Source organism: Brevibacterium sp. 'Marine' (genome assembly GCF_012844365.1).
Taxonomy (GTDB): Bacteria; Actinomycetota; Actinomycetes; order Actinomycetales; family Brevibacteriaceae; genus Brevibacterium.
Genome location: NZ_CP051626.1, coordinates 4,097,242 through 4,124,079, shown reverse-complemented (window position 1 = coordinate 4,124,079; position 26,838 = coordinate 4,097,242). Strand labels below are relative to the sequence as shown.

The 26,838-nt window shown below is 64.1% G+C and carries 26 protein-coding genes and 1 pseudogene; 18 read left to right on the top strand and 9 right to left on the bottom strand.

All coding sequences use genetic code 11. The features are described from left to right. Positions 1-127 precede the first annotated feature (127 nt). From dnaB to HF684_RS18440, 4 genes are all read left to right on the top strand, one after another. Positions 128-1,465: a replicative DNA helicase gene (gene dnaB / locus HF684_RS18455; protein ID WP_169253675.1), complete on the top strand. Its 1,338-nt coding sequence runs from the start codon at positions 128-130 to the stop codon at positions 1,463-1,465. 14 nt (positions 1,466-1,479) lie between these two features. Then, positions 1,480-2,181 carry a hypothetical protein gene (locus tag HF684_RS18450; RefSeq protein WP_169253674.1) on the top strand — a complete coding sequence of 234 codons (702 nt, stop codon included), beginning with the start codon at positions 1,480-1,482 and terminating at the stop codon, positions 2,179-2,181. 63 nt (positions 2,182-2,244) lie between these two features. Further along, positions 2,245-3,150, top strand: coding sequence for a LysR family transcriptional regulator (locus HF684_RS18445; RefSeq protein WP_169253673.1), 906 nt, complete (start codon positions 2,245-2,247; stop codon positions 3,148-3,150). Between the two features lie 23 nt (positions 3,151-3,173). After that, positions 3,174-4,004, top strand: coding sequence for a uroporphyrinogen-III synthase (locus HF684_RS18440; RefSeq protein ID WP_169253672.1), 831 nt, complete (start codon positions 3,174-3,176; stop codon positions 4,002-4,004). A gap of 2 nt (positions 4,005-4,006) precedes the next feature. On the opposite strand, the gene HF684_RS18435 is transcribed toward HF684_RS18440, so the two are convergent. Further along, positions 4,007-5,218: a winged helix DNA-binding domain-containing protein gene (locus tag HF684_RS18435; RefSeq protein ID WP_169253671.1), complete on the bottom strand. Its 1,212-nt coding sequence runs from the start codon at positions 5,216-5,218 to the stop codon at positions 4,007-4,009. 92 nt (positions 5,219-5,310) lie between these two features. On the opposite strand from HF684_RS18435, the gene HF684_RS18430 reads away from it, so the two are divergent. From HF684_RS18430 to HF684_RS18410, 5 genes are all read left to right on the top strand, one after another. Further along, positions 5,311-5,811 carry an SRPBCC family protein gene (locus tag HF684_RS18430; RefSeq protein ID WP_169253670.1) on the top strand — a complete coding sequence of 167 codons (501 nt, stop codon included), beginning with the start codon at positions 5,311-5,313 and terminating at the stop codon, positions 5,809-5,811. Between the two features lie 117 nt (positions 5,812-5,928). Further along, positions 5,929-6,336, top strand: a complete 408-nt coding sequence (locus tag HF684_RS18425) for a hotdog domain-containing protein (RefSeq protein WP_169254035.1) — start codon at positions 5,929-5,931, stop codon at positions 6,334-6,336. Positions 6,337-6,412: 76 nt separating this feature from the next. After that, complete coding sequence (locus HF684_RS18420) at positions 6,413-7,348, top strand: helix-turn-helix transcriptional regulator (RefSeq protein ID WP_169253669.1); 936 nt, start codon at positions 6,413-6,415, stop codon at positions 7,346-7,348. A gap of 46 nt (positions 7,349-7,394) precedes the next feature. After that, positions 7,395-8,417, top strand: a complete 1,023-nt coding sequence (locus tag HF684_RS18415) for a zinc-dependent alcohol dehydrogenase family protein (RefSeq protein WP_169253668.1) — start codon at positions 7,395-7,397, stop codon at positions 8,415-8,417. 36 nt (positions 8,418-8,453) lie between these two features. Next, the gene (locus HF684_RS18410) at positions 8,454-8,879 is read left to right on the top strand and encodes an acetyltransferase (isoleucine patch superfamily) (protein ID WP_169253667.1); all 426 of its coding nucleotides are present in this window, start codon (positions 8,454-8,456) and stop codon (positions 8,877-8,879) included. A gap of 67 nt (positions 8,880-8,946) precedes the next feature. Here the strand turns inward: HF684_RS18410 and HF684_RS18405 are convergent, their stop codons facing one another. Beyond that, a complete protein-coding gene (locus HF684_RS18405) occupies positions 8,947-10,170 on the bottom strand; it encodes an amidohydrolase (protein WP_169253666.1) in 1,224 nt (407 codons plus the stop codon). Between the two features lie 111 nt (positions 10,171-10,281). Further along, positions 10,282-10,908: an HAD family phosphatase gene (locus HF684_RS18400; RefSeq protein ID WP_169253665.1), complete on the bottom strand. Its 627-nt coding sequence runs from the start codon at positions 10,906-10,908 to the stop codon at positions 10,282-10,284. A 173-nt stretch (positions 10,909-11,081) separates the two neighbouring features. Here HF684_RS18400 and HF684_RS18395 point away from each other — a divergent pair, with 173 nt between their 5' ends. Next, a complete protein-coding gene (locus tag HF684_RS18395; protein WP_211168030.1) occupies positions 11,082-11,651 on the top strand; it encodes a GNAT family protein in 570 nt (189 codons plus the stop codon). 71 nt (positions 11,652-11,722) lie between these two features. Here the strand turns inward: HF684_RS18395 and HF684_RS18390 are convergent, their stop codons facing one another. The 3 genes from HF684_RS18390 to HF684_RS18380 all read right to left on the bottom strand — a co-directional run bounded on the left by HF684_RS18390 (position 11,723) and on the right by HF684_RS18380 (position 12,889). After that, positions 11,723-12,220 carry a GNAT family N-acetyltransferase gene (locus HF684_RS18390; protein ID WP_169253663.1) on the bottom strand — a complete coding sequence of 166 codons (498 nt, stop codon included), beginning with the start codon at positions 12,218-12,220 and terminating at the stop codon, positions 11,723-11,725. 49 nt (positions 12,221-12,269) lie between these two features. After that, positions 12,270-12,458: a hypothetical protein gene (locus tag HF684_RS18385; RefSeq protein ID WP_169253662.1), complete on the bottom strand. Its 189-nt coding sequence runs from the start codon at positions 12,456-12,458 to the stop codon at positions 12,270-12,272. 227 nt (positions 12,459-12,685) lie between these two features. Beyond that, positions 12,686-12,889 carry a cold-shock protein gene (locus HF684_RS18380; RefSeq protein WP_025776564.1) on the bottom strand — a complete coding sequence of 68 codons (204 nt, stop codon included), beginning with the start codon at positions 12,887-12,889 and terminating at the stop codon, positions 12,686-12,688. Between the two features lie 548 nt (positions 12,890-13,437). Here HF684_RS18380 and HF684_RS18375 point away from each other — a divergent pair. From HF684_RS18375 to HF684_RS18340, 7 genes and pseudogenes are all read left to right on the top strand, one after another. Beyond that, positions 13,438-14,526, top strand: a complete 1,089-nt coding sequence (locus HF684_RS18375; protein WP_169253661.1) for an LCP family protein — start codon at positions 13,438-13,440, stop codon at positions 14,524-14,526. Between the two features lie 118 nt (positions 14,527-14,644). Continuing rightward, the gene (locus tag HF684_RS18370; protein ID WP_169253660.1) at positions 14,645-15,082 is read left to right on the top strand and encodes a thioredoxin family protein; all 438 of its coding nucleotides are present in this window, start codon (positions 14,645-14,647) and stop codon (positions 15,080-15,082) included. Beyond that, a complete protein-coding gene (locus HF684_RS18365) occupies positions 15,079-15,801 on the top strand; it encodes a class I SAM-dependent methyltransferase (protein ID WP_169253659.1) in 723 nt (240 codons plus the stop codon). Before HF684_RS18370 ends, HF684_RS18365 begins: the two co-directional genes overlap by 4 nt. A 171-nt stretch (positions 15,802-15,972) precedes the next feature. Then, positions 15,973-19,143 (top strand): annotated as a pseudogene (fdnG, locus tag HF684_RS18355) (formate dehydrogenase-N subunit alpha); the annotation flags it as partial. Between the two features lie 452 nt (positions 19,144-19,595). Continuing rightward, on the top strand, positions 19,596-20,732 hold the full coding sequence (locus HF684_RS18350; RefSeq protein ID WP_169253657.1) for a 4Fe-4S dicluster domain-containing protein: 1,137 nt from the start codon (positions 19,596-19,598) through the stop codon (positions 20,730-20,732). Then, positions 20,729-21,934 carry an NrfD/PsrC family molybdoenzyme membrane anchor subunit gene (nrfD, locus tag HF684_RS18345; protein WP_169253656.1) on the top strand — a complete coding sequence of 402 codons (1,206 nt, stop codon included), beginning with the start codon at positions 20,729-20,731 and terminating at the stop codon, positions 21,932-21,934. The genes HF684_RS18350 and nrfD overlap by 4 nt, the downstream gene beginning before the upstream one ends. Before the next feature lie 303 nt (positions 21,935-22,237). Then, a complete protein-coding gene (locus HF684_RS18340) occupies positions 22,238-22,492 on the top strand; it encodes a hypothetical protein (protein WP_169253655.1) in 255 nt (84 codons plus the stop codon). A 128-nt stretch (positions 22,493-22,620) separates the two neighbouring features. Here HF684_RS18340 and HF684_RS18335 read toward each other — a convergent pair whose 3' ends face one another. The 3 genes from HF684_RS18335 to HF684_RS18325 form a co-directional block, all read right to left on the bottom strand. After that, the gene (locus tag HF684_RS18335; RefSeq protein WP_169253654.1) at positions 22,621-23,337 is read right to left on the bottom strand and encodes a helix-turn-helix domain-containing protein; all 717 of its coding nucleotides are present in this window, start codon (positions 23,335-23,337) and stop codon (positions 22,621-22,623) included. A gap of 169 nt (positions 23,338-23,506) precedes the next feature. Then, positions 23,507-24,286: an MBL fold metallo-hydrolase gene (locus HF684_RS18330; RefSeq protein ID WP_169253653.1), complete on the bottom strand. Its 780-nt coding sequence runs from the start codon at positions 24,284-24,286 to the stop codon at positions 23,507-23,509. A gap of 74 nt (positions 24,287-24,360) precedes the next feature. After that, positions 24,361-24,786 carry a PAS domain S-box protein gene (locus HF684_RS18325; RefSeq protein WP_169253652.1) on the bottom strand — a complete coding sequence of 142 codons (426 nt, stop codon included), beginning with the start codon at positions 24,784-24,786 and terminating at the stop codon, positions 24,361-24,363. A gap of 283 nt (positions 24,787-25,069) precedes the next feature. Here HF684_RS18325 and HF684_RS18320 point away from each other — a divergent pair, with 283 nt between their 5' ends. Then, positions 25,070-26,800, top strand: a complete 1,731-nt coding sequence (locus HF684_RS18320; protein ID WP_169253651.1) for a helix-turn-helix domain-containing protein — start codon at positions 25,070-25,072, stop codon at positions 26,798-26,800. The last annotated feature ends 38 nt before the right edge of the window (positions 26,801-26,838 follow it).

The following is a 26,838-nucleotide window of genomic DNA, read 5'->3' as shown; positions in this document are numbered from 1 at the left end:
CGGTGTCAGTGCCGCATCCTACGATGGCAGGTGTCGAGCCGATGGGACCCTCCCCGGGTCTCCGGGTACAGTTGGAGCGCACCACATGAGGGTGGGCGATCCGATGCTGTGAGGAAGAGGAAATCGAGTGAGCAACGAGCAGGGCTATGACGGTCTGAGGACCCCTCCGCAGGACGTCGAGGCCGAGCAGAGCGTGCTCGGTGCGATGCTTCTGTCGAAGGACGCCATCGCCGACTGCGTCGAGACGATGAATGGTGATGACTTCTACAAGCCCGCTCACGAAACCATCTACGAGGCGGTCCTCGACCTCTATTCCCGAGGTGAGCCCGCAGACTCGGTGACGGTGGCGAACTACCTGACGAAGACCGGTGACCTCGCCCGCGTCGGCGGCGCCGCCTACCTGCACACCCTCATCTCGTCGGTCCCGACCGCCGCCAACGCCGGCTACTATGCCGCGATCGTCAGCGAACAGGCCGTGCTGCGCCGCCTCGTCGAGGCCGGCACCCGCATCGTCCAGATGGGCTACGACGCCGAAGGCGACACCGATGACGTCGTGAACTCCGCGCAGGCGGAGATCTACAAGGTCACCGAACGCCATACGACGGAGGACTACGTCATCCTCTCCGACATCCTCGGCGAGGTGGCCCAGGAGATCGAACGCAACGGCAACACCGATGGGCAGACCGCGGGTGTGCCCACCGGTTTCACCGAGTTCGACAACCTCACCAACGGTCTGCACCCGGGCACGATGATCGTCATCGCCGCCCGACCCGGTGTCGGCAAGTCGACTCTGGCGCTCGACTTCATCCGTTCGGCTGCGATCCACAACGATGCGGCCGCCGTGTTCTTCTCGCTCGAGATGGGCAAGAACGAACTCGTCATGCGTCTGCTCTCGGCCGAGTCGGAGATTCCGCTGCAGAACCTGCGCCGCGGCGAACTCAGCCCGCACGACTGGACGACCCTGGCCGCGACCGAGGCCCGGATCAACAATGCGCCGCTGTTCGTCGACGATTCGCCGAACATGGCGCTGACCGAGATCCGCGCGAAGTGCCGACGGCTCAAACAGCAGCACAATCTGCAGATGGTCTGCGTCGACTACCTGCAGCTGATGTCCTCGGGCAAACGCGTCGAATCCCGCCAGCAGGAGGTCTCGGAGTTCTCGCGTTCGCTCAAGCTGCTGGCCAAAGAGCTCGAAGTGCCGGTCATCGCTTTGTCCCAGCTCAACCGCGGCAGTGAGCAGCGCACGGACAAACGGCCGATGATCTCCGATCTGCGTGAGTCAGGTTCGATCGAGCAGGACGCGGATATGGTTCTCCTCATCCACCGTGAGGACATGTACGACAAGGAACACGAACGTGCCGGTGAGGCCGACATCATCGTCGCCAAGCACCGTGCCGGTCCGACGATGGACATTCCCGTGGCGTTCCAGGGTGCGAAGTCCCGGTTCGTCAACATGCCGCAGTGACGAGCGGGGCTTGAATGGACGCCTACTGGATGCGCGGCAAGTGGGATGACGGCGGAAAGAGTGAGCGCCGCTGGAACCAAGGCACTCGGAATCCGCTGACCATTATCATCACCGGTGCTGTCTTCTTCGTCGGCACGGGTGCGGTCTTCACGATCGGATACCTGTATCCGGACCAGCTGGTGCTTACCATCATCCTCGGATGCTTCGTGTTCCTCGGCGTCACTCTGGCGATGCGCAGGTTCATGGGACACACGCCGGCATATTGGTACACCGGACCATTCGTGGCCATTGCGCTCATCGGCACTGTGATGCTCGGCGAGGATCTCGCTTTGTCTCAAGCGGGCGAACTCACCGAGGTGGTCGTCGCCGATCATCAAGTCGAGCAGAAGACCGTGCACAGTTCCAATCCGCCCAGATCGCGGCAGGTCTATGTTCATACCTACAGCCTCGAACGCACCGACGGCACCCCCGTCGCCGAACCGCTGATCTACCGCGGCAAGGACGGATACGACGACTTCGATGAAGGCGACACGATCTCCGTCCTCATCGACCCCGAGGGGAAGGCACTGACCAAACCGGCCGACGACGTGGATCTGCCCACCGATATCGGCATCCTCGTCACTGGGCTGGTCACCTCGGGGATCGTGTTCCTCATCTGTCTGATCGTCGTGCTGCTGCGCTGGACGCGCTCGCTGTCGCAGCAGCACGTGCGCTGACGACCCGAAGACAGGGCACCGAGGACCCGGTGTCGGTCGTGAGGGTGTGCCACCATGGCTGACATGGACACCACTCCCAACGATCTGCTCGTGCTGCTGGCCGTCTCCCGCACCGCCAAGTTCACGACGGCGGCACACAACCTCGGTCTCACCCACTCGACGGTCTCCCGCCGCATCGCCGCCTTGGAGAAGTCCTTGGGCGGACGCGTGCTGGCCCGCTCGGACGACGGATGGGAGCTGACCGACCTCGGGGAACGAGCCGTCGCGGTGGCCGAACAGATGGAGACCGCGGTCGCCGAACTCGAGAGTCCCGGTCAGGGTCCGGACACGGTGTCCGGAGTGGTGAGGATGACCGCAACGGACGGGTTCAGCGCCTATATCGCCTCCCCGGCGGTCGCGAAGCTGCGACGTCGACATTCCGGGCTGAGCGTCGAGATCGTCACCGTCACCAGACAGGCCCTGCAGCAGCGGTCCGGTCTCGACATCGAGGTCGTCGTCGGGGAACCGCGCGTGCACCGGGCGGAGGCGATCAGGCTCGGTGACTACGAACTCGGCCTCTACGCCTCACGCGACTATCTGGCGTCCGAGGGCACCCCCGCCTCGGTGGAGGACGTGAGCGACCATCGACTCGTCTATTTCGTCGATTCGATGCTCCAGGTCGACGACCTCGACGCGCCGAGGCGGCTGTTTCCCGAGATGAAGGATGCGCTGACCTCGACGAACGTCTTCGTCCACGTCGAAGCGACCCGGGCGGGAGCCGGCATCGGATTCCTCCCGTGTTTCATGGCCGACCGGCACCCCGACCTCGTGCGACTCTTTTCCGATTCGGTGGCCGAGCGCCTGCCCTACTGGATGGTGCTCAGGCCCGATTCGATGCGCCGGCCGGCCATCGCCGCCGTCGTGCAGGGGCTCAAGGATGAGATGCTCGCCCACCAGGCTGCTCTCGAAGGACGAAAGTTGCCCCGGTGAGGCGGCGCGACCAGGATGTGAGCATGAACCAGCCCCGTACTGACTTAGGCGACGAGCTGGCCGGGCGTCGCATCGTGCTCACCGCTCAGCGGCGCGCGGAGCAGCTCGCCGCCGCCCTCGAGCGTCATGGTGCCAAGATCGTGCACGCCCCGACCCTGTCCGTCATCCCGCACAGCGATGACCCCGAGCTTGTGACACGCACCCGTGAACTCATCGCGGACCGGCCGGACATCGTCGTGGTCACGACCGGAGTCGGATTCACCGGCTGGGGCGACGTGGCTGAAGCCGCGGGTCTGCGCGAGGAATGGCACGCGATGCTCGCCGGAGCTCGGATCTACGCCCGCGGTCCCAAGGCACGTGGAGCGATTCAGGCGGCCGGACTGAGCCCTCACTGGATCGCGGACTCCGAGACGAGCGCAGAGATCCAGCAGGTCCTCCTCGGCGAGGGCGTGGATGGTCAGCGGATCGCCGTACAGCATCACGGTGCCGGAGCCGACGGACTCGATGAGGCCTTCGTCGCGGCAGGCGCCGACGTCCGCTCCCTCGTCATCTACCGGTGGGGCCCGGCGCCCGATCCGGCTGCCGTGATCGACGCGGTCGGCCTCGTCGCGCAGCGCAGGTGCGACGCCGTGGCCTTCACCTCAGCACCCGGGGCGGCAGCATTCCTCACCGCAGCCGACGAGCAGGCACTGCTGCCGGCCGTGATCGAGGCGTTCAACGAATCGGTGGTGGCGGCAGCAGTCGGCGACGTCACAGCAGCACCGCTGCATGAACAGGGAATCAGAACCGTGATCCCCGAGCGATTCCGGCTCGGAGCCCTCGCCCGTCTGCTGATCAGTGAACTCGCCGAATGATCTCAGTCTGACGTGAACTCGATGTCGACGGCGTCTGCCTCGCGCAGTGCGCCGATCGCCTCTGCCTCAGCGGTCAGCGCGCTCTTCACCGACTTCGGGACGGTGCCGAACGGTGCGATCGTCATGCTCAGTCGTCGATTCCGCTTCCGCGCCCTCCAGGTCCCCGCGATCCGGCCGTCGACCAGCAGCGCTCCTGGATCGCCCACGGTCTTCCAGATCTCCCGATGGAAGTCCTTGGACGCGATCGTCTCCCGATCCCGCATCTGCGTATAGGGATCGTGTGGGGGAAGCAGACGGACGCCGTGCGGAAGCTGCGCGCGATGCAGCTGATCGACATCCTCGGCGAGCATCCAGGTCCGTCGCCCGCGATCGATTTCGGTGATCTCTCCGGCGATCAGGTCCCACCATGGTTTCGCCTCCGTGGACCGGATTCCGATCCATGCGGCGAAGTCGGCCCGCGTCGACGGTCCATAGCAGTGAAGATAGCGTCGCAGCAGTTCGGACCGGGCCCGGTCGCGTTCGCTCTCGTCGGATGCGGTCGAGGAGGCGATCGAAGGATCGTCGATCCATTCGTCGAGCAGAACGAATGGAGCCGTGTTTCCCTCGCGCGGGGCGAAGCAGAGGATCTGCCGCAGAGTGAGCAGTCGAATGCAGAAGTGGATCACTCCGGCACCGAGGCTCTGGCCCCTCGCATACGGGCCCTGAGATTCCCATGTGCGTCGCTGTTTCGTCGTCAGGGAGTTTGCGAGCACGTCGGCGAGTTCCTCGCCGAGCTCGGTGATCGTCATCCTCCGCCCTCTGAGCACCCCGGCGATCTCCTGCTCGACCCGATCGAGGATCTGGCTCAGCGGGATCCCGAGCGAATCGACCGACTGTTCGACTCCGAGGACGAAATGGCGCATCGCCTTCTCACTCGTCGGTTCGACCCCGGTGGTGAAGACCGGGAGATCGGCAGCGGGAAAGAAATGGGGTGCCCCTCGCATGCACCAGCTCTGGAGCAGAGACTTCTCCTCTTCGACGGCCGAATCTAACGCCGTCGCACTCATGCCCTCGACTCGTGCATGGAGCGAAGTCAGCGCGGATCCCGGTGGGCTGTTCTGGATGCCGCAGGCTCCCGCGGCGTCAAGGAGTGAGTTGTGGCTGAGTCGCTCATCGAGGTGATGGGCGCGGAGGCGGAAGGCGATGATCTCGTCGTTCGTCGCGGAGTCGGCCATGTGCCCAGGCTAGCTCAGGACCCATGTTTGAATGGGGCCACGTGCTCGGCCGTCTTCTGGTGCGTGCACGACCACAATGAGAAGGGACGACGATGACGCGAACGATGCAGGTCAGCGACAGTATGGTGATCGGAGTCGACGCCACCGCGCTCTGGGAGCAGATCGCCGACCCGACCCAGATGGCCCGATGGAGTCCGGAGAACACCGGAGCCAGCACTCAGTCATCCGCAGGTCCCCTGACAGCGGGCGACGTCTTCGAAGGGACGAACCGACGCGGGCCGGCGACCTGGGTGACCGAATGCGTCGTCACCGACTCCGTACCGGGCAAGCGGTTCGCCTTCACGGTGCGCCGGATCGGCCCCCGCACTCCGAGCCTCGAAGGAGCGAACGCCAGTTGGGCATACGACTTCGAGGACCTCGGTGAGGCGACTCGAGTGACCGAGACGTGGACCGATGACCGCCGAGGCTGGCCCGACCCTCTGGCCTGGGTCTTCGACCACATCGTCACACGCGGGAGGAGCTTCGCGGACTTCCAGCGACTGAATATCCGGCGGACTCTCACGGCGTTGAAGGACGACGTCGAAAAGCGGTGACGCGATCGAAACGAGGGCGAAACATCGCCTCGCTAGCCTGATCTCATGACAGACACGGCACAGTTCACCGAAAGTCCCGTCGGCCAGCCCGCGAGTCCCGCCCACCATGCGGAAAGCATGAACTTCTACACCCGCAAATGGGTCCGGCCCGAAGACCTCAACGCCAACGGTTCCCTCTTCGGCGGCAGCCTGCTGCGATGGATCGACGAGGAGGCTGCGATCTATGCGATCATCCAGCTCGGCAATCACCGGGTCGTGACGAAACTGATCTCGGAGATCGACTTCCAGGCTTCGGCGAGGGAGGGCGATCTCATCGAGATGGGACTCATCGCCACGCATTTCGGGCGAACCTCACTGACGATGAGGGCCCGGGTGCGCAATATGATCACGCGCAGATCCATCCTCAGCATCGACAAGATCGTGTTCGTCGGGGTCGATGCGGACGGCACCCCGATTCCCCATGGGTATTCGACGATCACCTATGACCGGGATCGGATGCCCGAACCGCAGGGAACGATGTCGTAGGAGAGACCCTCGATGCGGCTCAGAGGTTCCCTGACAGGGTATCCCTCACAGGCGAGAACACGTCTAACCTGGAAACATGGACAACCGAGCCGAAGTACGCGAATTCCTCATGTCGCGGCGGGCGAAGATCACCCCCGATCGCGTGGGCCTTCCCTCACACGGCACGAGACGGGTTCCGGGACTGCGTCGCAGCGAGGTCGCGGCGCTGGCAGGACTGAGCGTCGAGTACTATTCGAAGCTCGAACGCGGCGCCATCGCAGGGGCATCCGCGGCAGTCCTCGAAGCACTGTCCGAGGCCCTCATGCTCGACGACACCGAGCGGAGCCACCTCGTCGATCTTGCCCGCGCCGCCGACGGCATCCCGACCTCGGGTCGCAGGCGCCGACCAGTGACCGTCCAGCGTCCCCCGCACGAGACGCTGTTCTGGATGCTCGATTCGATCACGGACTCGATCGCCTTCGTCCGCAACGATATGCAGGACATGGTCGCCGTCAACGACCTCGGCCGCGCATTCTATTCACCGATCATCGGAGATGGCGGCCGGACACCGAACCTGGCGCGATTCCAATTCCTCGACCCCGCCTCGAGGGACTTCTATCCGGATTGGGACCTCTTCGCCCAGATGTGCGTGGCGATCATCCGGAGTGCGGCAGGGAAGGATCCGCACAATCGCGGGATCCAGGACCTCGTCGGTGAGCTGTCGACCCAGAGCGAGACGTTCAGAACGCTGTGGGCCCAGCACGACGTCCGCACACACGGGACGGGAATGAAGCGCTTCAACCATCCCGTCGTCGGTGAACTCGACCTCGCCTTCGAAGAGCTGCGAATCACCGCCGAAGACGGACTCGCGCTGATCATCTACACCCCGGAACCGGGGTCGGATTCGGAGCAGCGGGTGCGTCTGCTCGCTTCCTGGGCGGCATCGGACACCAACCACCACCCCGATTTCGGTCTCGCGGGAGACCGAACCCAGACCGACGCCGAAGCGGACGTGAATCGTCCGCGGGGCTGAGCCTGACAAACAGAACCGAAGAACCGAACGTTTCAAGGAGAGAACAATGCGCGGAGTGATCATGCACGGGCCCGGCGACGTCCGGGTCGAAGAACGACCCGATCCGACCATCGAGGCACCCACCGATGCGGTCATTCGTGTTGTGGCCGCTTGTGTCTGCGGATCGGACCTGTGGCCCTACCGTGGTGCGGACGCACCGGACCAGCAGCTGATGGGCCACGAATACGTCGGCATCGTCGATCAGGTCGGCGACGAGGTGCGCACCGTCAAACCCGGTGACTTCGTCGTCGGATCATTCGTCATCTCGGACAACACCTGCCAGATCTGCGCCGCCGGCTACCAGTCACGCTGCGTCAACGGCATGTTCGTCGACGGTGGGATCGGCACCCAGGCCGAATTCGCCCGCATCCCCCATGCCGACGGCACCCTGGTCGCCACGCCGGGACATCCCGATGACGACCTCATCCCGTCCCTGCTGGCCGCATCCGATGTGCTCGGCACCGGGTGGTTCGCCGCGGACGCCGCCGAGGTGGGACCCGGGAAATCGGTCGCCGTCATCGGTGATGGCGCGGTCGGACTGATGGGAGTCCTCGCGGCCAAGCAGATGGGGGCGGAGACGATCATCGCCATGAGCCGTCACGCCGACAGGCAGAACCTCGCCCGCGAATTCGGTGCCACCCATATCGTCGAAGAACGCGGCGACGCCGGAGTGGCGAAGATCAGGGAACTCACCGACGGGCTCGGCGTCCACAGCGCCATCGAGGCGGTCGGCTCACAGGAATCGATGATGCAGGCGATCCAGTCGACCCGACCGGGCGGTCACGTCGGCTATGTCGGCGTCTCACACGACGTCGAACTGCCCGGAGGGGAGCTGTTCTTCGGCCTCGTTCACCTGCACGGCGGGCCGGCACCGGTTCGCCGTTTCCTGCCGGACCTCATCGACCTCATCTGGAACAGAACGATCGACCCGGGCAAGGTCTTCGACCAGACGATGAGCCTCGACGACGCCGCGACCGCCTATGCGGCGATGGACAGTCGCGAAGCCGTCAAGGTCCTGCTCAAACCATAAGTACGTCATCAGGTGTCGGCGGGAGAAGGTGACACGGTGGAACTGAACGATCTGCTCACAGCGCTCAACGCCGGAGAGACGATCACAGTCGGTTCACCATTGCACGAGGTCATGCACCGCACCAGCCAGGAAGCGCTGCGCATCACGGCCGAGATCAACGGCAGCTATCACGAACCCGATGAGGTTCGAGCGCTGCTGGCCGAACTGACGGGCCGCCCGATCGATCCGTCCGTGACGATGTTTCCCCCGTTCCGCTCGGACTTCGGGAAGAACATCACCCTGGGGCAGCGGATCTTCATCAATTCCGGGTGCAGCTTCCAGGACCAGGGCGGCGTCACGATCGGCGATGACACGCTCATCGGGCACAACACGATGCTGGCCACCCTCAACCATGAGATGGAGCCGGCCCGGGCCGTCGTCGTCGGATCACCGGCACACGTCGTGCGCACGATCGACGAGTGAGACAACCGATCAGTGAGCCTGCTGTCTCCGCGCGACCGCTCCCGGGCCGCGGGCAGGCCAGGCGAGCTCAGCCGCCGAGGTAGGCCAAGGCGCCGACGACCTGTGCCTTCGTCGCAATCTCGAGTGTCGGGTCGAGTTCGGGGGCGAAGAACGGCGAATGATTGGCCGGAATATCCGTGAGCACGGTTCCGGCCTCCTCGGCGGCCTGGTACTTCTCGGCATCGAAGGACCCGACGAACCAATAGGCATAGGGGATGCCGAAGGCATTCGGCAGCTCGCTGAAGTCCTCGGACGCGGTCGCAGGTGTCGCCTCGAGCACCGCCTCGGCGCCGAAGTACTCGGTGAGCGCCTCGGTGACGGTGTCATTGACGGCCTCACTGTTGTCCGTCAGCGGGAACTGGTCGAAGTACTCGAACGTCGGTTCCTTCGGGGTCCCGGCGGCCTCGCATTCGCCGCGGACGATGCGCTCGATCGACGCGATGACCCTCGCCCGCACCGCGGTGTCGTAGGTGCGGACATTGAGCAGCAGCTCGGCGCGATCTGGGATGATGTTCGACTTCGATCCGGCGTTCGACGCACCGACGGTGACGACGGCGAACTCACCCGGTTCGGTCTCCCGGGACACGATGGTCTGCAGGCGCAGCACGATCGAGGCCGCGAGCACCACGGGGTCGACGGACAGGTGCGGCATCGACCCGTGGGCGCCGCGGCCGAAGACCGTGATCTTCACCGAATCACCGGCCGACATTACCGGACCGGAGGCGGTGAAGATCGTGCCGGCCGGCAGCGGCATGACATGCTGGGCCAGGGCCACATCGGGGGTCGGAACCCTGTCCGTCAGCCCGTCGCCGATCATCGCCTTCGCCCCGGCCGCGTTCTCCTCTGCCGGCTGGAAGAGCGCGATATACGTGCCTGACCAGGCATCTTGGTTCTCTTTGAGCAGTCGGACCGCGCCGAGGAGAGCGGCGGCATGCATATCGTGACCGCAGGCGTGCATGACTCCGTCGACCTCGGACGCGAAGTCGAGGCCGGTGTCTTCGGTGACGGGGAGGGCATCGATATCGGCTCGTGCGAGAACGGTGGGCCCGGTGCCGTTGTCGATGACGGCCACCAGCCCGGTATCCGAGATCCGGGTGACTTCGAGGCCGAGTTCGTTGAGCTCTGCGGCGAGGCGCTCGGCGGTCCTGTGCTCGTCGAGGCTGACTTCAGGGTGGCGGTGAAGGTCTTTGTAGACCTCACGCTGCCAGTCCAGCTGGGAATCGATGGAGTCGAGGAATGCGGGTGTCGTCATCGTGTCTCCTGTTCAGGCGGCGGGTGGAGTCTCCAGGCGCGGATGAGTTCACGGTATCAGCGGGGAGGGGCCCGTTCAGGGGCGCTGATCCGACGGTGCGAAGTGACCGTCCTAGGGAGTGAGCAGCCCTCGTTCGGCAAGATCCGTCCGCAGCTCGGCGGCTCCTGAGAACACATGGCCGATGAAGCCGAGGCTTTCGGCTGCCTCCACGTTGGCGGGCAGATCATCGACGAAGACCGTTCGGGCCGGGTCGAGGCCGAAACGGTCTCGGGTCAGTTCGAAGATCGCCGGATCGGGTTTGACGAGGCCGACTCGGCCCGAGACGACGATGTCTTCGAGTTCACTGATCGCCGGGGCGACGGCGGGAGCGTGATGAATGGTCTCGGCCGACCAGTTCGAGAGTCCGAGCAGGCGGATGCCGGAGTCGCGCAGCTGCGCGACGATCTCGGCCATGCCGTCGATCGGACCAGTCAGCGACTTTTCGAAGTGCTCGTAGTAGCCGGCGACGATCTCACCGTGGTGGGGATCCGCCTCGGCGGCGCGTTCGATGATCTCGGTGATCGGAACCCCGGAATCAGCTGCGGTGTTGAGCGCGGGGAAGTCGGCCGCCTCGGCGAAGGACAGCCAGTCCTCGGCACTCATGCGATCGGCCAGAGGTCCTGTCTGGTCCCAGCCGATGAGCACATTGCCGAGGTCGAAGAGGACGGTCGTCGGGGTCGGGCGATCGAGTTCGGTCATGGGCCACCACCTGTCATCGGCATCTGGGAGTCGATCCCTACGCTACCCGCAGTCGCCTGACCATTGTGGATTCGGGCCGGCTGGCTTAGGTTGGTTGCATGATCGGCTACCCGCCACTGCAGATTAGGGTGAGGACGCCCCGACTCGAGCTCGTCGGTGCCAGTGATGAGAGGTTGGCGGAACTTGCTCCGCTGGTCCGCGATGGCAAGGTCTTCGCGGAACCCGCTCCCTACGATGATCCGATGTCGTTCTACGAATCCGACCCGGACGTGCGGGTGAGCAGATGGCTCCAGAGTGTGTGGCGCGGACGCGGGCGTTTCTCTCCCGCCGAGTTCCGGTTGGCGTTCGCCGTGATCGTCGACGGTGAGCCCGTGGGGATGCAGGACCTCATTGCCGAGAAGTTCGATACCTGCGGCACCTTCGCCACCTTCTCCTGGCTGTCGACGGATGTGCGTGGTCGCGGCCTCGGCACGGAGATGCGCAGTGCTCTGCTGCATCTCGCCTTCGCCGGACTCGGGGCGAGAGAGGCCGGTTCCGATGCCTTCGTCGACAACGTCGGGTCGAACCGTGTATCCGAGAACCTGGGTTATGAGCACAACGGCGTCGAATGGGACATCCGCCGAGGCGAGCCGGGCCTCATCCAACGCTGGCGCCTGACCCGCGAAGCGTGGGAAACCAGACGGCGAAACGACATCGACCTCAGCGGAGTCGACGACTTCCTCGCCCTCCTAAACAACCATTAATTGCTACCCGACGGCGGCTCAGCAACCTCGCGCGAGGTATCTGGGGCCCCGTCGGGTAGTAATTAGGGAGATCACAGGTCCAGTGAGAACACGTCATGGACCGGGGACTTGTGTCTGAGTTCGGGATTGCGGTGCATTCCGAGCTTCTCGGCCACTCGTTGCGAGGGTCGATTGTCTCGGTGGATGATGGCGACGAGGACGGGACTGACGGCGAGTTCTCGAGCGTGATCGACGCAGGCCAGAGCCGCCTCGGTGGCGAACCCATTACCTTGGGCGGACGGTTTCACCTGAAAACCGACCTCGAGGTGAGGGATGCCATTGACGGTCTGCCAGGTGAGGCCGCAGTCGCCGATGAATTCTCCGGTCCGGGTTTCGACGAGCCACAATCCGAACCCGTGCTCGGCGTAATTGCGCCGGCTCCAGCGGATCCACTCAGCCGCCTCGGTGCGGTCTTTGGAGTGAGGGTAATACTCCATCACTCGCGGATCGCCGAGGAGGGCGGCCATCTCGTCGAGATCGTCGTCGGTCATCTCCCGCAGGTGCAGACGAGGAGTATTGCGGGGCGGCATGAGTTCAGGATAACCGGGCGGGGCGATGTGCCTGGAGCTGCCGGAGTGTTCAGCCAGATCGGCGTCGCCGACGGTCACGGATGACCGCGAGTGTCGTGGCTGTGATCATGAGTACGAGGGCGAAGAACCACAGAAACGCGGCAAAGTCATGGAACGGGGCCATCTGGGAACTCAGTATGCAGGCGGCGGCGAGCAGGGTGAATGCGACGATCCAACCGGTGAGTACCGAGTGCTTCATCGCTCCTCCATAGTCAGGGTTCACGGTCGTTGGCACCGACTCTAAATAGAGCAAGGGTGCCTGTCAACGCCGGTGACGGCGGCTCAGCAACCTCGCGCGAGGTATCTGGGCCCCCGTCGGGTAGTAATTGGGGAGGAGATGACAGCGACCCTGCGTTCACACCAAGTGGGTGAACGCAGGGTCGCTGGTGAATCTCAGAAGTCTCTAGGTGAGACTCTCAAAGAGTCTCAGAGGCCGCGGACGCGGGTCGCCTGCAGGCCCTTGGAGCCCATCTCCGAGTCGAACTCGACGTTCTGACCCTCGGTGAGCTCGCGGTAGCCGGTGGCTTCGATCGCGGAGAAGTGGGTGAACACGTCAGCCGAACCGTCGTCAGGCTGGATGAATCCGAAACCCTTTTCCGCGTTGAACCATTTCACGGTACCTGTTGCCATAATCTTTGTATCCTTATTTTTTAACTGATGACCGCTGCTGCGATCGTGATGGTCGAACCCAATGCTGGATCCGGCTTTCCCGCTGGCTGGACTGGATCTTCAGACGCAGATCCAACGAAAATCTGTGGGTGAACCGAGGACTCGGAATCGCTGGTGAGGATGAGGGCTCTGATGTGAGGTCTCTGTCTCGGACGAAATCGCGGGGATACTCGGTTTCGATCATGCACTCGAAAGTGCGGACGGAAGTCGTCAAACGACTGAATTGGGAAAAATCATGAGGGGCGCGGAAGGCAGACACGCGCCGACGGGCAAACACATGGTGACGAGCGAATCTACCTGCTCTTGAGACACCATCTGCTCCGCACATTTCTGTGCGAGAACAGTTCCAGCATAACAGAGTGATCGCTCTGCGGGTGATTTCGGTCGAATGATTTCAGTCGAGAGATGGCACACAGCGATGTGCACTCGACCGGACAGGTGTTTAGGATTGTATACATTCCGTTTTGTATGCAATCCGCCGTGACCCCGGACGCAGGAGCACCCGAACCGTGGACAACCGAGAAACACCGCCGCCAGGACCCCGCCGACAGCGACGTCTTGCCGCGAAGTACCGGCGCCGGCGCACCTTCGTCGCCGTGGTTGCGGTCCTCATCATCGGCGCCCCGGTGACGATCGCGGTGGCGGTGCACAACCTCGGCGCGAATCTCACCTCGTCCCCGCTGCGCGCCCACGGCGGCGACGTACCGGAGAAGCTCACCGATGAGACGAACGTCCTCATCATCGGATCCGACACCCGCGATCTCGACTCGGCGAAGGAGGCCTCCGATGGCTCTGACTCGGGTTCCGCCGCGACCTCCGGGGCCGCCTCGGCGCAAGGATTCGGCGGCGCTGAAGGTGCCCGCAGCGATGCGATGATCCTCGCTCACGTCGCCGCGGACGGCGGTCGCATCGACGCCGTGCAGATCCCACGTGACACGATCATGGACATACCCGCCTGCGACGACACCGGCCACGGCGCGTCAGCGTCCACGCACGGGATGATCAACTCGGCTCTCAATGCGGGGCCGGCCTGCTCCGTGTCAGCGGCGGAGGAACTCACCGGGGTGCGCGTCGACCACTTCATCAACGTCGACTTCGACGGATTCTCAGCGATCGTCGACGCGCTCGACGGGATCACCGTCGACCTCGACGAACCTCTCACCGACCCGAAGGCGAACCTCGACCTGCCCGCCGGCCACCAGACGATCGGCGGTGACGACGCCCTCGCCCTGGCCCGGACGCGGCACGCCGTGGGCGATGGCAGCGACATCTCCCGGATGGGCAACCAGCAGATGGTCATGGAGGCCATCATCGACCGCGCCAAGAGCGGCCAAGTCCTCACCCGGCCCGACCGCCTCTACGGATTCCTCGACGCCGTGACCTCGACGATCGGCGTCGACGACGAACTCGACTCGATGCGTTCGCTGGCCTCCCTGGCCACGACGGTGGCTTCCGTGCCCGAGGACGACATCACCTTCGAGATCATGCCCTGGACCGCGGCGCCGGAGGACCCCAACCGAGTGGTCAAATCCGCCGAGGCGGATGCCGTGTTCACCGCCATCATCGACGACGAACCGATCGCGGACCTCGTCGGCTGAATCGGCTCGGGCCGTCCCCGGCTGCGGCAGCGCTGGTTGCCCCGGCCGAAGCCGGCAGGGAGCCGTCAATGACCTCCCGTCCAGGCGATATTCATCCGCGGCTCCTAGACTGGGCCGCATGTCTACGATCGAAATCACGCAAGACAACTTCGAGTCGACCATCAACGACAACGAGATCATCCTCCTCGACTTCTGGGCCGATTGGTGCGGCCCCTGCAAACAGTTCGCCCCGGTCTACGAACAGGCCGCCGAGGCCAACCCCGACATCGTCTTCGGCAAGATCGACACCGAAGCCCAGCAGCAGCTGGCCGGACTCTTCGCGATCTCCTCGATCCCGACCCTCGTCGCCTTCCGCCAGGGCATCGTCGTCTTCGCCCAGCCCGGCGCGCTCGCCGCCCCGCAGCTCGAACAGGTCATCACCGCGGTCAAGGGACTCGACATGGACGAAGTCCGTGCCGAACTGGCCAAGCAGGAAGCCGCCGCTGCCGCAGAGACCGACAGCGCGGACGGTGCCGCACCCGATTCGATCCCTGCCGACCCGGGCGTCGACAAGTGACCGCGACCAGCAGCCACAACGACCACACCCACTCAGACAGAACCGACGCAGGCAATACCGGCGCGCCCGATTCCGTGGCCGCGTGGGAAGAGCGCTACGCCGAGGCCGACGACGCCATCTGGTCCGGAAACCCGAACGAATCCCTCGTCGCCGTCGTCTCCGAGATGACCCCCGGCCGCGTCCTCGACGTCGGCTGCGGTGAAGGCGCCGACATCGTCTGGATGGCCGAGAACGGCTGGGACGCCACCGGCATCGACCTGTCGACCACGGCCATCGACCGTGCCCGCCGGGCCGCCGAATCCCGCGGAATCTCCGCCGAATTCGTCGTCGCCGACGTCTCCAGCTGGGAACCGGAGGACCCCGATCGCCGAGGCGGCTTCGACCTCGTCACCGGATCCTTCCTCCACACCCGGTTGCCGGACACCCGAGAGGAACTGCTGACCCGCGTCGCCGCGCACGTGGCACCGGGTGGGGCACTCCTCCTCGTCTCCCACGCGACGATGCCGCCGTGGGCCGCCGAACACAGCGAGAAGTTCGAGCACGGCATGGACCACCACCATGAACTGGTCAGCCCGAACGGAGACTTCGCCCTCCTCATCGGCGCCAGCCCGCACCGGTGGGAGATCGAACTCGCCGACACCCGCACCAGGCAGGCGACCTCCCCGTCGGGCGAGCCCGCCGAACTCGAGGACGCAATCCTCCTGGCCCGCCGGGTCTGAACTCAGCGAACCCAGCGACCCGAACCCGGCACCCAGCACCGAGGCGGCTGCGCGGTCATGATCGACCGCGCAGCCGCCTCGGCGAACCGGGCATTCCCAGCTCCTGAGACCCAATCGAAAACCCGGTCTCACCTGGTGCATTTCCGCCCCGTGAGGGGCTAAGGTGGTGCCATGGCTCGGTTCAGCTTCCTCGAGTGGCCGGTACTCCGGCAGCTGCGCACGTCGGATAAGACGGGACGCGGCGAATCCGTCGTGTCCCAGCAGACCCGGGACACCACCCCACGCACGGTCACGGCCGACAAGGTCGTCCAATCCGTGTGCCCCTACTGCGCCGTCGGCTGCGGGCAGAAGATCTTCGTCAAGGACGACAAGGTCGTGCAGATCGAAGGCGACCCGGACTCACCGATCTCACGCGGTCGCCTGTGTCCGAAGGGCGCAGCCAGCGAACAGCTCGTCAACGCTCCCGGCCGTGTCACCGACGTCCTCTACCGGGCCCCGAAGGCCAAGGACTGGACGAAGATCGACCTGTCGACCGCGATCGACATGATCGCCGACCGATTCATCGAAGCCCGCCGCAACCACTGGGAAGACGTCGACGACAAAGGCCACCCGCTGCGGCGGACGATGGGCATCGCCAGCCTCGGCGGGGCGACGATCGACAACGAGGAGAACTACCTCGCGAAGAAGCTCTACACCGCGGCCGGGGCGATACAGATCGAGAACCAGGCGCGCATTTGACACTCCGCCACCGTTCCCAGTCTGGGAACTTCGTTCGGGCGCGGCGGCGCCACTCAACCCGTCCAGGATATGGCGAATGCGGACTGCATCATCATCCAGGGTTCCAATATGGCCGAGTGCCACCCGGTGGGCTTCCAATGGGTGAGTGAGGCCAAGGCCCGGGGTGCCCGCATCATCCACGTCGATCCTCGTTTCACGCGCACCACCGCGATCGCCGATAAGCACGTGCCCATCCGGGCCGGCTCCGACATCGTGCTGCTCGGTGCGCTCATCAACCGACTGCTGAGCGAAGGCAGGCACTTCGACGAGTATGTGCGTGCCTACACGAACGCCGCGAACCTCATTAGCGACGACTACGTCGACACCGAGGATCTCGACGGGCTGTTCTCCGGGTTCGACCCGGACACGAACTCGTACGAGAACTCGACCTGGTCGTACCAGACGGATGAGCACGGCGCTCCGCTGACGGACCCGAGCCTGGAAGACCCGAAGACGGTCTTCCAGATCCTCCGCCGCCACTATTCGCGCTACACGCCTGAGATGGTCGAGGAGAACTGCGGAATCAGACCCGCAGACTTCGACTACCTCTACGAATCGGTGACCGAGAACTCGGGCCGGGAGCGGACCACGTGCTTCGCGTACGCGGTCGGCTGGACCCAGCACAGCCTCGGCGCGCAATTCATCCGCACCGCCTCGATCCTCCAGCTCCTGCTGGGCAACATGGGTCGCCCGGGCGGCGGAATCATGGCGCTGCGCGGGCACGCGACGATCCAGGGATCGACCGATATCCCGACCCTGTTCAACCTGCTGCCCGGCTACCTGCCGATGCCCAGCGCCGGAGTCCACGACACCTTCGACGACTATGTCGCCGCCGTCGGCACCCCGGAGACCCACAAGGGCTACTGGGCCAACGGTCGTGCCTACACCACCAGCCTGCTCAAGGCCTGGTGGGGCGATGCGGCGACTGCGGACAACGACTTCGCCTTCGACTATCTGCCGCGCATCAACGGCGCCCACGGCACCTACCAGACGCAGGTGCGCATGCTCAATGACGGCGTCGACGGGTACTTCCTGCTCGGTCAGAACCCGGCCGTGGGATCGGCCAACGGCCGGATGCAGCGGATGGCGATGAGTCACCTGAAGTGGATGGTCGTGCGCGACTTCAGCCTCATCGAATCCGCCACCTGGTGGAAGGACGGTCCCGAGATCGAGACCGGGGAGCTGAAGACCGAGGACATCGACACCGAGATGTTCTTCCTGCCGGCGGCCAATCACACGGAGAAGGCCGGCACCTTCACGCAGACCCAGCGTCTCGTGCAGTGGCGCCACAAGGCCGTCAACCCGCCCGGGGACGCGCAGAGCGAACTCGACTTCTTCTACGAACTCGGCCAAGCCGTGCGCGAGAAGCTGAAGAACTCCGATGACCCCCGCGATCGACCGCTGCTCGACCTGACCTGGGACTACCCGGTCGACGACGAAGGCGAAGTCGACGCCGAGGCGGTCGTCAAGGAGATCAACGGCTACTTCATCGGCGGCGACCGCGACGGCGAGCCCCTGGACAACTTCAACCAGATGACCGACGACGGGACCACCGCCGGAGGCTGCTGGATCTACGCCGGCGTCTATGCCGGTGGCCAGAACATGGCCGCCCGCCGCAAACCGCGGGATGAGCAGGACGAGACCGCCGCCGAATGGGCGTGGGCCTGGCCGGCGAACCGGCGCATCCTGTACAACCGTGCCTCGGCCGCACCCGACGGAACTCCCTGGTCGGGGCGGAAGAAGTTCGTGTGGTGGGACGACGAGGCCGGGAAGTGGACGGGCAAGGACGTGCCCGACTTCCCGATCGACCGGGCCCCGGCGGCGCGGTCGGACCAGGCCTACGGCGGGCCCGCCCACCTCGACGGCGACGATCCGTTCATCATGCAGGCCGACGGCAAGGGGTGGCTGTTCGCGCCCAGCGGCATGGTCGACGGTCCGATGCCCACTCACTACGAGCCGCAGGAATCGACGGTGTCGAACCCGCTGTATGCGCAGCAGAACAGCCCGACCCGGATGGTCATGCGCCGTGAGGACAACCTGTCCGCACCCGGTGCCGGAGTGCCCGGATCCGAGGTCTTCCCCTACGTGTTCACGACCTACCGGCTCACCGAGCACCACACCGCCGGAGGCATGTCCCGGTGGCTGCCGTACCTGTCGGAGCTGCAGCCGGAGATGTTCTGCGAGATCTCACCGGAACTCGCCGCCGAGGTGGGACTCGAGCCCTACGGCTGGGCCACCCTGGTCTCCCCGCGGGCGGCCATCGAGGCCCGTGTGCTCGTGACGAAGCGGATGACCCCGCTGACCATCGGGGGGAAGACCGTCCACCAGATCGGTCTGCCTTACCACTGGGGCGTGGGCGGTCAGGGCGCCGTCGTCGAAGGCGATTCCGCCAACGACCTGCTCGGAGTGACGATGGACCCCAACGTCTACATCCAGAACAGCAAGTACGTGGCCGGAACGATCATGCCCGGCCGCCGACCCCGCGGACCCGAACTCGTCGATTTCGTCGAGAAGTACCAACGCGAGGCCGGGCTCAGTCCCGAATCCGGAAACCAGCAGGTCACGGTGTCCGCCGAGGATGTCGCGGCCGCCCATGGCACCGGGCAGGGCCGCAGCGCCGGTGGGCACGCTCACCGAGGCGGCGACTCGGCCGTCGGCGTCACCCCGGGCAGGACCTTGGACGGGGGACGGGATGGAGCCTCCGATCGGGACGGCACGACCGCCTCGGCGAGTGGATCCGGCGAGGGCGACGCCGATGCCTCGGCGACGGTCGACAGTGCCGATGATCGCAGCGGTAGGATCACCATCGAACCCACCGAGGCGGCCGAACCCGCCGAGCCCACCGAACCTACCGAGACGGCTGTGGCGAACCGCGCCGACGACGGGGACCCCAGCGACGGCGACCCCGACCACGGACGGCACGCCGACGGCAGTGCGATCGCCGACACCGAGGTGGCCGAGGCCGAAGCTCGCGCCCGCGCGGCCCGGGACCGGCAGGAGAACGAGGAGGAGGACTGATGTCGACACCGACGATCGATGGAGGCACGCTCGCGGACGGGCACTGGCACGATTCCGCGCACAGCCGCAAGGGATTCTTCACCGACACCTCGATCTGCATCGGCTGCAAGGCCTGCGAAGTCGCGTGCAAAGAGTGGAACCGCAACCCGCAGGACGGCACCTTCGAACTGCTCGGTTCCTCGTATGACAACACGGGCAGCCTCGGGGCGAACACGTGGCGGCACGTCGCGTTCATCGAACAGGATTCCGACCGCATCGAGAAGGCTCGCGAATCCGGGCGCAAGCTCGTCAATCTCGGCATGCCCACGATCCGCCCGCGCACCGATGAGTCTGCTGCCGCGCAGCCGCTCGATGGGGCCTTGGGTGCGGCGGCCGAAGGTCGAACCTCCGCCGGACTGCCGACGACTCCTGAGCTCGGAGTCGACCTGCTGGCCCCCGGTGCCTTGGAGCCGAGCGACCCCGATGACTTCACCGGCGTCGATACGACACCGCCGGACACCGCGGACTTCCGGTGGCTGATGTCCTCGGACGTGTGCAAACACTGCACCCACGCCGGCTGCCTCGACGTGTGTCCGACCGGCGCGCTCTTCCGTACCGAGTTCGACACCGTCGTCGTCCAGAACGACGTCTGCAACGGCTGCGGCACCTGTGTGGCAGGCTGTCCGTTCGGCGTCATCGAACGCCGCGACGACGGCACGATCAACACCCCCACCGACCGGGACGATCGCAAAGCCGCGGACATGGACGTGCCGGATGCGGGCACGGCGAACAAATGCACCCTCTGCTATGACCGCCTCGTCGAGGGCCAGGAACCGGCATGCGCCCAGACCTGCCCGACCCAGTCGATCAAGTTCGGCGACCGTGACGACATGGTCGCCCAGGCACATGACCGTGTGGCCACATTGCACGAGAAGGGCCTGACCGAGGCCCGCCTCTACGGAGCGAACCCGAACGACGGGGTCGGCGGCACAGGGTCCGTGTTCCTCCTCCTCGACGAACCCGAGGTCTACGGCCTGCCGCCGGACCCGCGAGTCGCGACGAAGGACCTGCCGAAGATGTACGCCAACGCCGGGATCGCGGCGTTGGGCATGGTCGCCGCGGCCGGGCTCGCGTTCCTCGGGAGCCGCCGTTCATGAGCACATCAGAATACGATTCCTACCGCCCACCCGAGCCGGAAGGCGGACGGAAGAAACGTCGCCGAGGCGGCCGTGGCGGTCCCAGCGGACCTGACGGTCCCCGTGGTCGAAGGGGCGGTCGCGGCGGCGGGTGGAAGAACCGCGGTGCCGACGGCAACCGTGAGATGCCGATGGTCGAGGATGTTGAGTTCACGTCCTACTACGGTCGACCGATTGTCAAGGCTCCGCCGTGGGGCGATGAGATCAGTGCGTACCTGTTCCTCGGCGGTCTGGCCGGGGGATCGTCTCTGTTGGGCTACGGTGCGCAGCTGACCGATCGGCCGGGCCTGCGCATTGCCTCCCGGATGACCGCCATTGCGGCGACCGGCATCGGCGGTGTCGCTCTCGTGGCCGACCTCGGCAGGCCCGAACGATTCCTCAACATGATGCGTGTCGTCAAGGTCTCCTCGCCGATGAGCTTGGGGGTGTGGATCCTCTCGGGCTTCGGCGTCGGATCGGGCGTGACCTTCGCGATCGAACTCGACCGGATCACCGGCGAGAAGCTGCTGCCTCTGGGACCTCTGCGGAAGGTGCTCCATGGTCTGGAGACGCCGGCTGCGGTTGAGTCCGCGTTCTTCGCCACACCGTTGGCCGCATATACCGCTGTGCTTCTGGGCGCGACGGCGGTTCCGACCTGGAACGCCGCCGGTCGCAACGGTCTGCCGTATGTGTTCGTGTCCTCGGCGTCGATGGCCGCCGGTGGTGCCGCAATGGCGTTGGCTCCGGTGGGTCAGACCGGCCCGGCCCGGCTGCTCGCGCTCGCCGGGACCGCCGGAGAGGCTTATGCGATGTCGGCGATGAAGAAGCGCATGCACCCGGCCGAGGTCGATCCGATGGACGACGGCGAACCGGGTCACAAGCTCCACCGCGCCGAGAAGCTGCTCATCGCCGGAACCATCGGCACCGCCGTCGCCGAGGTGGGCGCGCGGGTGTTCGCGAAGAAGCTCGGTGGCGGCTGGAAGACTCGGGCTGTGCTGCGGGGGCTGTCCGTCGTTTCCGGTGCAGCCTTGGCGGCCGCCTCGGCGTACACGCGTTTCGGCGTGTTGGAAGCCGGCATCGAATCGACGAAGGACCCCAGGCACGTCGTTGAGCCGCAGCGAGCTCGCCTCGAGGAACGTCGGGCTCGCGGCATCACCGACGACTCGATCACCACAGGCCGGTAGGCGAGCGGAGGTTGTCCTTCACCGCTCGAGTCGCTGGGCGTCGCTCACCGTGAGCAGCTCTCACCGTTCGTGCCACCGCCTCCCGTTGGTGGCACGTCCTACAGTCCGCTGGGCATCAGTCACCGTTCGTGTCGAAACACCCCTCCGCAACGCGATGGTGTGCGAGGACCGGTGAGGGACGCTCGAACTCGCTGCGCGAACTTCTCCTGCGAACGCCGATTGGTGCCGAAACGTGCCTCACGAGACAGCATATTCAGCAAACATACTTGCGAAACTAAGTGCGTCGGGTAGCGTGAGAAACCTATGAAGAAGCTACTCAGGGATCGCCAGAGCATCCAGCTCGGTGTGTTTGTGGCAGTAGCCTTCCCGCTGATCTACTTCGGGATGAGTTTCCTCGGTTGGAGCAATGGGATGTTCAGCTGGTGGCAGACACTGCTGTTCGGACTCGTCCAAGGTGCCGTCTTCTGGTTCTTCATGTCCAGCTTCCGACAGTTCCGCGACGAGGACGTCACCCAACGGAAGGGAAAGTGGGCCGACAAACGGTCACCCGAACGATAAGAATCACCATGTCGCATGACGAATCAGAAACTCGAGCCGAAGTGCGGCGTGTCTGCGACGCCGCTGACGGCTCGACCACAAATTGATCTGCACACTCGGTGAGCCCTTTCGGCGGAACAGCCCGACTGTCAGAATTCAGGTGCAGGTGCAGGTGCGTTAAACCACGAAGAGAACTCATCAGAGTAGGTGTCGATCCCTGTGAATCCGATGTCGCCCCGCTGTCGCGCAGTTTCACAGTTCTTGATGCCCCACCAGAGATCGTGAAGCATCGACGGTTCGACGTGGACGAGAAGATCGGCGGAGTCATTCGGCTGTCCGAGGTGTGAAACCGTGCGGCCGCGGCTCGTCATGATGTGCGCGTGGTGGACCCGGCTCTTTTCCTTGAACTCGAATTCGATGCGGAAAGTCGCCTTCGGAAGTTTCTCGGGCACAAGTGAACGTCCCATCTGACCGACGAGTGTTTTCAGACCGGACCGCACATCGTTCTCATACGGCGCGTACCAATTTTTTGACCACCCGCCCAGTGCTTCGAGGGTCGCCTGCAGACCCTTTCCGACCTGCGTCAAACGGTAAAGGCGGCTGCCATGAGGGCCCGTCCCGACATCTTGTTCGATGATTCCGTGATACTGGAGATGTTTCAGCCGGTTCGAGAGCAGGGTTCGTGAGCACTCGGCGAGCGATCGTGACAGCGCGTTGAATCCTGCTTCACCGGTGAGGAGTTCGCGCACGATGAGCATGGACCATCGGTCCCCGAGCATTCTCAACCCGAATGAGACTGACCAATAGTCCGGCGCTGAGGCGCGGTACTCACGGCTGTATTCTCTGTCCGCGGTGATTGCAGTCATGTGTGGGTGCCTCCGGCTCGCGTCGTTGCTTCGTTACAGCCCAATACAGCATAGTCTCCCCGGCAGAGTATGTACGTCTTGCACAAGGTTCGCCGATGACTGTGCCAACGACGATCGGCACCGTGTGCCCGTCACGGTTGTAGGGGCACACGGCGCGTAGGTCGGCGCGTCAGACCTGTACCTCTGCCGACTCGCCGGGCGAGAGTCCGACAAGCACATCTGACTTGCCTGCAGCCGAGAAGACGGCCCTGATTTCGTTGACATTCTGACTGAAGTGCTGCCAGGAGTCTTCGTGGACCGGGATGACCTTCGAGGCGCTGAGCTTTTCTGCGGCTTCGAGAGCTCGCTCGTTGCTCAAGGTGATGTAAGCCCCGTCTGCGATCGCGTCGAATTTCGCTCCGCCGACGAAGAGAACAGCGATATCGATTGCGGGGAACTTGTTCGCGATGTCCTCGACGATGTCGAGTTCCGAATTGTCGCCGCTGATGTAGATCGTCGGCATCCCCTCCGCTTCGAGGACGAAGCCGATCACCGGCCCCAATGCGTCCCACACTCCTTCCGGACCGTGGTGTGCGGGGACAGCGGTGATGGTGAGGGCGCGTCCGTCACGAAGTTCGCAAGTTCTTTGGTCGTAGTCGCCCATTCCCTCGACATTGGTTCCGAAGGCTCTGGCAGCTTCCGACGTCGTCAACGCGAGTGGCACCATGGTGAGGAAGCCCCGGCCGGAGACATCGAGATTGTCGATGTGTTCATGCGAGGCCAGGACCAGATCGACTTCTCCCAGTTCCTCCGGCGTGAACGCTGGGCCTGCCTTCTTTGTCACCGGACCAGCGATGGGATGATGATAGACCTGTGGCGCGTCGAAAGTGGGATCTGTGACGATTCGGCTTCCGCCGACATCGACAATGAGGGTCGGGCCCCCGACGAGGGTGAATTTCACTGTATCCATTCTGCGTCTCTCCTCTTGAGTCATTGGTGATCTGCCCATTTGTCAGATCTGTCTGGGTTTGGTGGGCTGATGGATCAGTCTGCCTTCTCCATCTGTTCGGTGATGTCCACAGCCCCGTGGAGGACATAGGCGATCTCACCGGAGTCATCGAAAGCCGGGGCATTGAGAGGCTGGAACCAGCGGACTTCGAACTCACCCTCACGATTCGCGAGATCGTAGCGAACTGGGGGCAGCACATCTGTCTTCTTTGAGCTGAGCACACGTTCGATTGAACCGCGGAGGATCTGAGTTCCCTTGGCCTCCGGGTCGTCTGGATTGTCGGGATAGGCTTCGAGAATATCCATATCAAGGACTGTCTCACGGTCCTTTCCTGTGGATTCCAAGAACGAATCGGTTGCGGCGACGATGGTGCGGTCCGGTCGGACCACGATGTACATGTCGGGCAGACTCTCGAAAAGCAGCTTGAAGTCGACGGCTTCGACTTTCGACGAACGCGACATTGCGTTCTCCTTTCGCAGGTTGGTTCTTTCCTTGGGCGGATGGGCCGCTGCACACCAGTTTTCGGGAAGAAAGTACCGGGGACTAGTGCACAATTTGTACCCATATGCGGAGCGCAATTCCTTTACGTTTTCGGCAGACTGTCTCTTAACGTCGCCGCGCAGTGTGCACGCCGCACAGATCTCCCTCTGCGGGTCACCGCTTCGCACAGGTTGCTGTCTAAGGGAGCGACTACTCTGAATCGAGGTGTGCCGTCGAGGTCACACTGGTAATGAAAGGGGCTCAATGGCTGAGACTGATGCCGACATGATGGCATTCGAGGCGCATCGAGCGGGCGTCCTGTCCAAATTGATCCGTCTGTTCTCGCAGGGGATGGAACCCACCGCCCTCGCTGAAGAAGCAGTCCATCTTGTGGCTGAAGCTACCGATGCAAGAGGTGTCTTCGTCTACCTGTGGGACGAAGACGAGGAACGATTGATCCTCAAAGTAGCTTCCAAGGGGCGACAGAGCACTGCAGTAGATGAGGTGCGTCTGCGGCTTGGCGAAGGTATCGCGGGATGGGCTGCGCTTCATCGTCAGAAGGTGAACATCCGCTCGGCGCCGAGAGACGATCCCCGATTCAAATATGTTGCTCCGGTCCCGGAAGACGAATTTCACTCCATGTTGGCGGTGCCGATCGCTGACGAAGGTGATTCACTCCGAGGAGTCTTTGCGTTGTACTCCGAGGCAGAAGACGCGTTCGGAGTTGGAGAAAGCGATATCGCAGTTGAGGTGGGATGTCTATTGGCGGTGGGCCTGGTCCATGCCGAGACTGTTTCCGAACTCAGTCTGCAATCGCAGAACGCGCGTTTCCTTCTCGATTTTCCCGTCGGCTCAACCACATCGCTCGTTCCTGCGCTCAACTATGCTGCGTCGAGAATCGTCGACCTGTGTGCGGTGGATTTCTTTGCGATTGACTATATGAGCAAGGATGACCGGACCAACCTGCCGGTGACGTTCGCAGCTCGAGGCGAAAACGGCGGGGACCACAGAGTATGGTCCACTCACTCACGGACGTCGGTCCAGCGGGTATTGGAACAGCACGGAGCCGGGCTGGAAAGCACCACAGTATCCTTGGGGATGACCTCATTGAGAGGTGTGATGACGCTTTACCGGCGAGCACCGTTTCGTGCTCGGGACCTCAACCAGGTCAATGCAGTTGCTGCGCAGCTCAGCGTCATTCTGGAAGCAGTCGATCTCACGGCTGTGAATTCTTCCCAAACGATGGAACTCTTCTATGGGCGCAGTCAGATGCGTGCCACAGCGTTGCTTGAAGACCTGAGAACACAGGAACCCCTGTGGCCGATAGTCCTTCGATTCCTCGAAGTTCCTGACAACTGGGACGTGGGGAGGCGTCGGCTGAAGGAGCTGCTGACGCAGGCGGTGGGGCCTCGTGCGGTGGTTCTCTTCGATTCGATCTCCGGAGTGATGCTTGTCGAATCCGATCTGGTAGCCCAGTCGCGTGATCTGAAAGCAAAGATCAATGAGGTTCTCCGCCAGCTGAGTGGCGAATTCGAGTCCCGTGTGGCGGTCGGCATCGGCCCCCTGGTCGAGTCGCGGGTGAAGTTCCGTTCCGAGATGGAGAAGGCAAAGAAGACGCTCAACTGGGCCGTTGTAGCGAATCGGAGATCACAGAACCCCGTTGCGTGCTTCGATGACATCGAACGTGTCATCGCTTTGCCGACAATATGGTCGGAATTGACTGACGACGTCACTTCTCTATGCGATTCCTTGGAGCCTCTGGCTGACTATGACGGCAGTCACGGAACCCAACTGCTCAAGACCTTGAGCACGTTCTCACGATGTGGAGGGCAGGTGCATCACACGGCCTCGCAGCTCGTCGTTCATCGAAATACTCTTCGTCAGCGTCTCCAGCGTATCGAGCAGCTGTTGGGCCGCGATATGACGACGACAACCGACTGGGTATCCCTGGCCATCGCTGCCCGTGTCGTCGAGTCTCGACTCGAGAACGGATGACAACGGTGGGCCCCGCTCTATACAGTCATTTCACAGAG

Coding starts and splice junctions, on each gene's coding strand:
- HF684_RS18450 (WP_169253674.1), top strand. CDS start 1,480: ATGGACGCCTACTGGATGCGCGGCAAGTGGGATGACGGCGGAAAGAGT.
- HF684_RS18445 (WP_169253673.1), top strand. CDS start 2,245: ATGGACACCACTCCCAACGATCTGCTCGTGCTGCTGGCCGTCTCCCGC.
- HF684_RS18440 (WP_169253672.1), top strand. CDS start 3,174: ATGAACCAGCCCCGTACTGACTTAGGCGACGAGCTGGCCGGGCGTCGC.
- HF684_RS18435 (WP_169253671.1), bottom strand. CDS start 5,218: ATGGCCGACTCCGCGACGAACGACGAGATCATCGCCTTCCGCCTCCGC.
- HF684_RS18430 (WP_169253670.1), top strand. CDS start 5,311: ATGACGCGAACGATGCAGGTCAGCGACAGTATGGTGATCGGAGTCGAC.
- HF684_RS18425 (WP_169254035.1), top strand. CDS start 5,929: ATGAACTTCTACACCCGCAAATGGGTCCGGCCCGAAGACCTCAACGCC.
- HF684_RS18420 (WP_169253669.1), top strand. CDS start 6,413: ATGGACAACCGAGCCGAAGTACGCGAATTCCTCATGTCGCGGCGGGCG.
- HF684_RS18415 (WP_169253668.1), top strand. CDS start 7,395: ATGCGCGGAGTGATCATGCACGGGCCCGGCGACGTCCGGGTCGAAGAA.
- HF684_RS18405 (WP_169253666.1), bottom strand. CDS start 10,170: ATGACGACACCCGCATTCCTCGACTCCATCGATTCCCAGCTGGACTGG.
- HF684_RS18400 (WP_169253665.1), bottom strand. CDS start 10,908: ATGACCGAACTCGATCGCCCGACCCCGACGACCGTCCTCTTCGACCTC.
- HF684_RS18390 (WP_169253663.1), bottom strand. CDS start 12,220: ATGCCGCCCCGCAATACTCCTCGTCTGCACCTGCGGGAGATGACCGAC.
- HF684_RS18385 (WP_169253662.1), bottom strand. CDS start 12,458: ATGAAGCACTCGGTACTCACCGGTTGGATCGTCGCATTCACCCTGCTC.
- HF684_RS18380 (WP_025776564.1), bottom strand. CDS start 12,889: ATGGCAACAGGTACCGTGAAATGGTTCAACGCGGAAAAGGGTTTCGGA.
- HF684_RS18370 (WP_169253660.1), top strand. CDS start 14,645: ATGTCTACGATCGAAATCACGCAAGACAACTTCGAGTCGACCATCAAC.
- HF684_RS18350 (WP_169253657.1), top strand. CDS start 19,596: ATGTCGACACCGACGATCGATGGAGGCACGCTCGCGGACGGGCACTGG.
- nrfD (WP_169253656.1), top strand. CDS start 20,729: ATGAGCACATCAGAATACGATTCCTACCGCCCACCCGAGCCGGAAGGC.
- HF684_RS18340 (WP_169253655.1), top strand. CDS start 22,238: ATGAAGAAGCTACTCAGGGATCGCCAGAGCATCCAGCTCGGTGTGTTT.
- HF684_RS18335 (WP_169253654.1), bottom strand. CDS start 23,337: ATGACTGCAATCACCGCGGACAGAGAATACAGCCGTGAGTACCGCGCC.
- HF684_RS18330 (WP_169253653.1), bottom strand. CDS start 24,286: ATGGATACAGTGAAATTCACCCTCGTCGGGGGCCCGACCCTCATTGTC.
- HF684_RS18325 (WP_169253652.1), bottom strand. CDS start 24,786: ATGTCGCGTTCGTCGAAAGTCGAAGCCGTCGACTTCAAGCTGCTTTTC.
- HF684_RS18320 (WP_169253651.1), top strand. CDS start 25,070: ATGGCTGAGACTGATGCCGACATGATGGCATTCGAGGCGCATCGAGCG.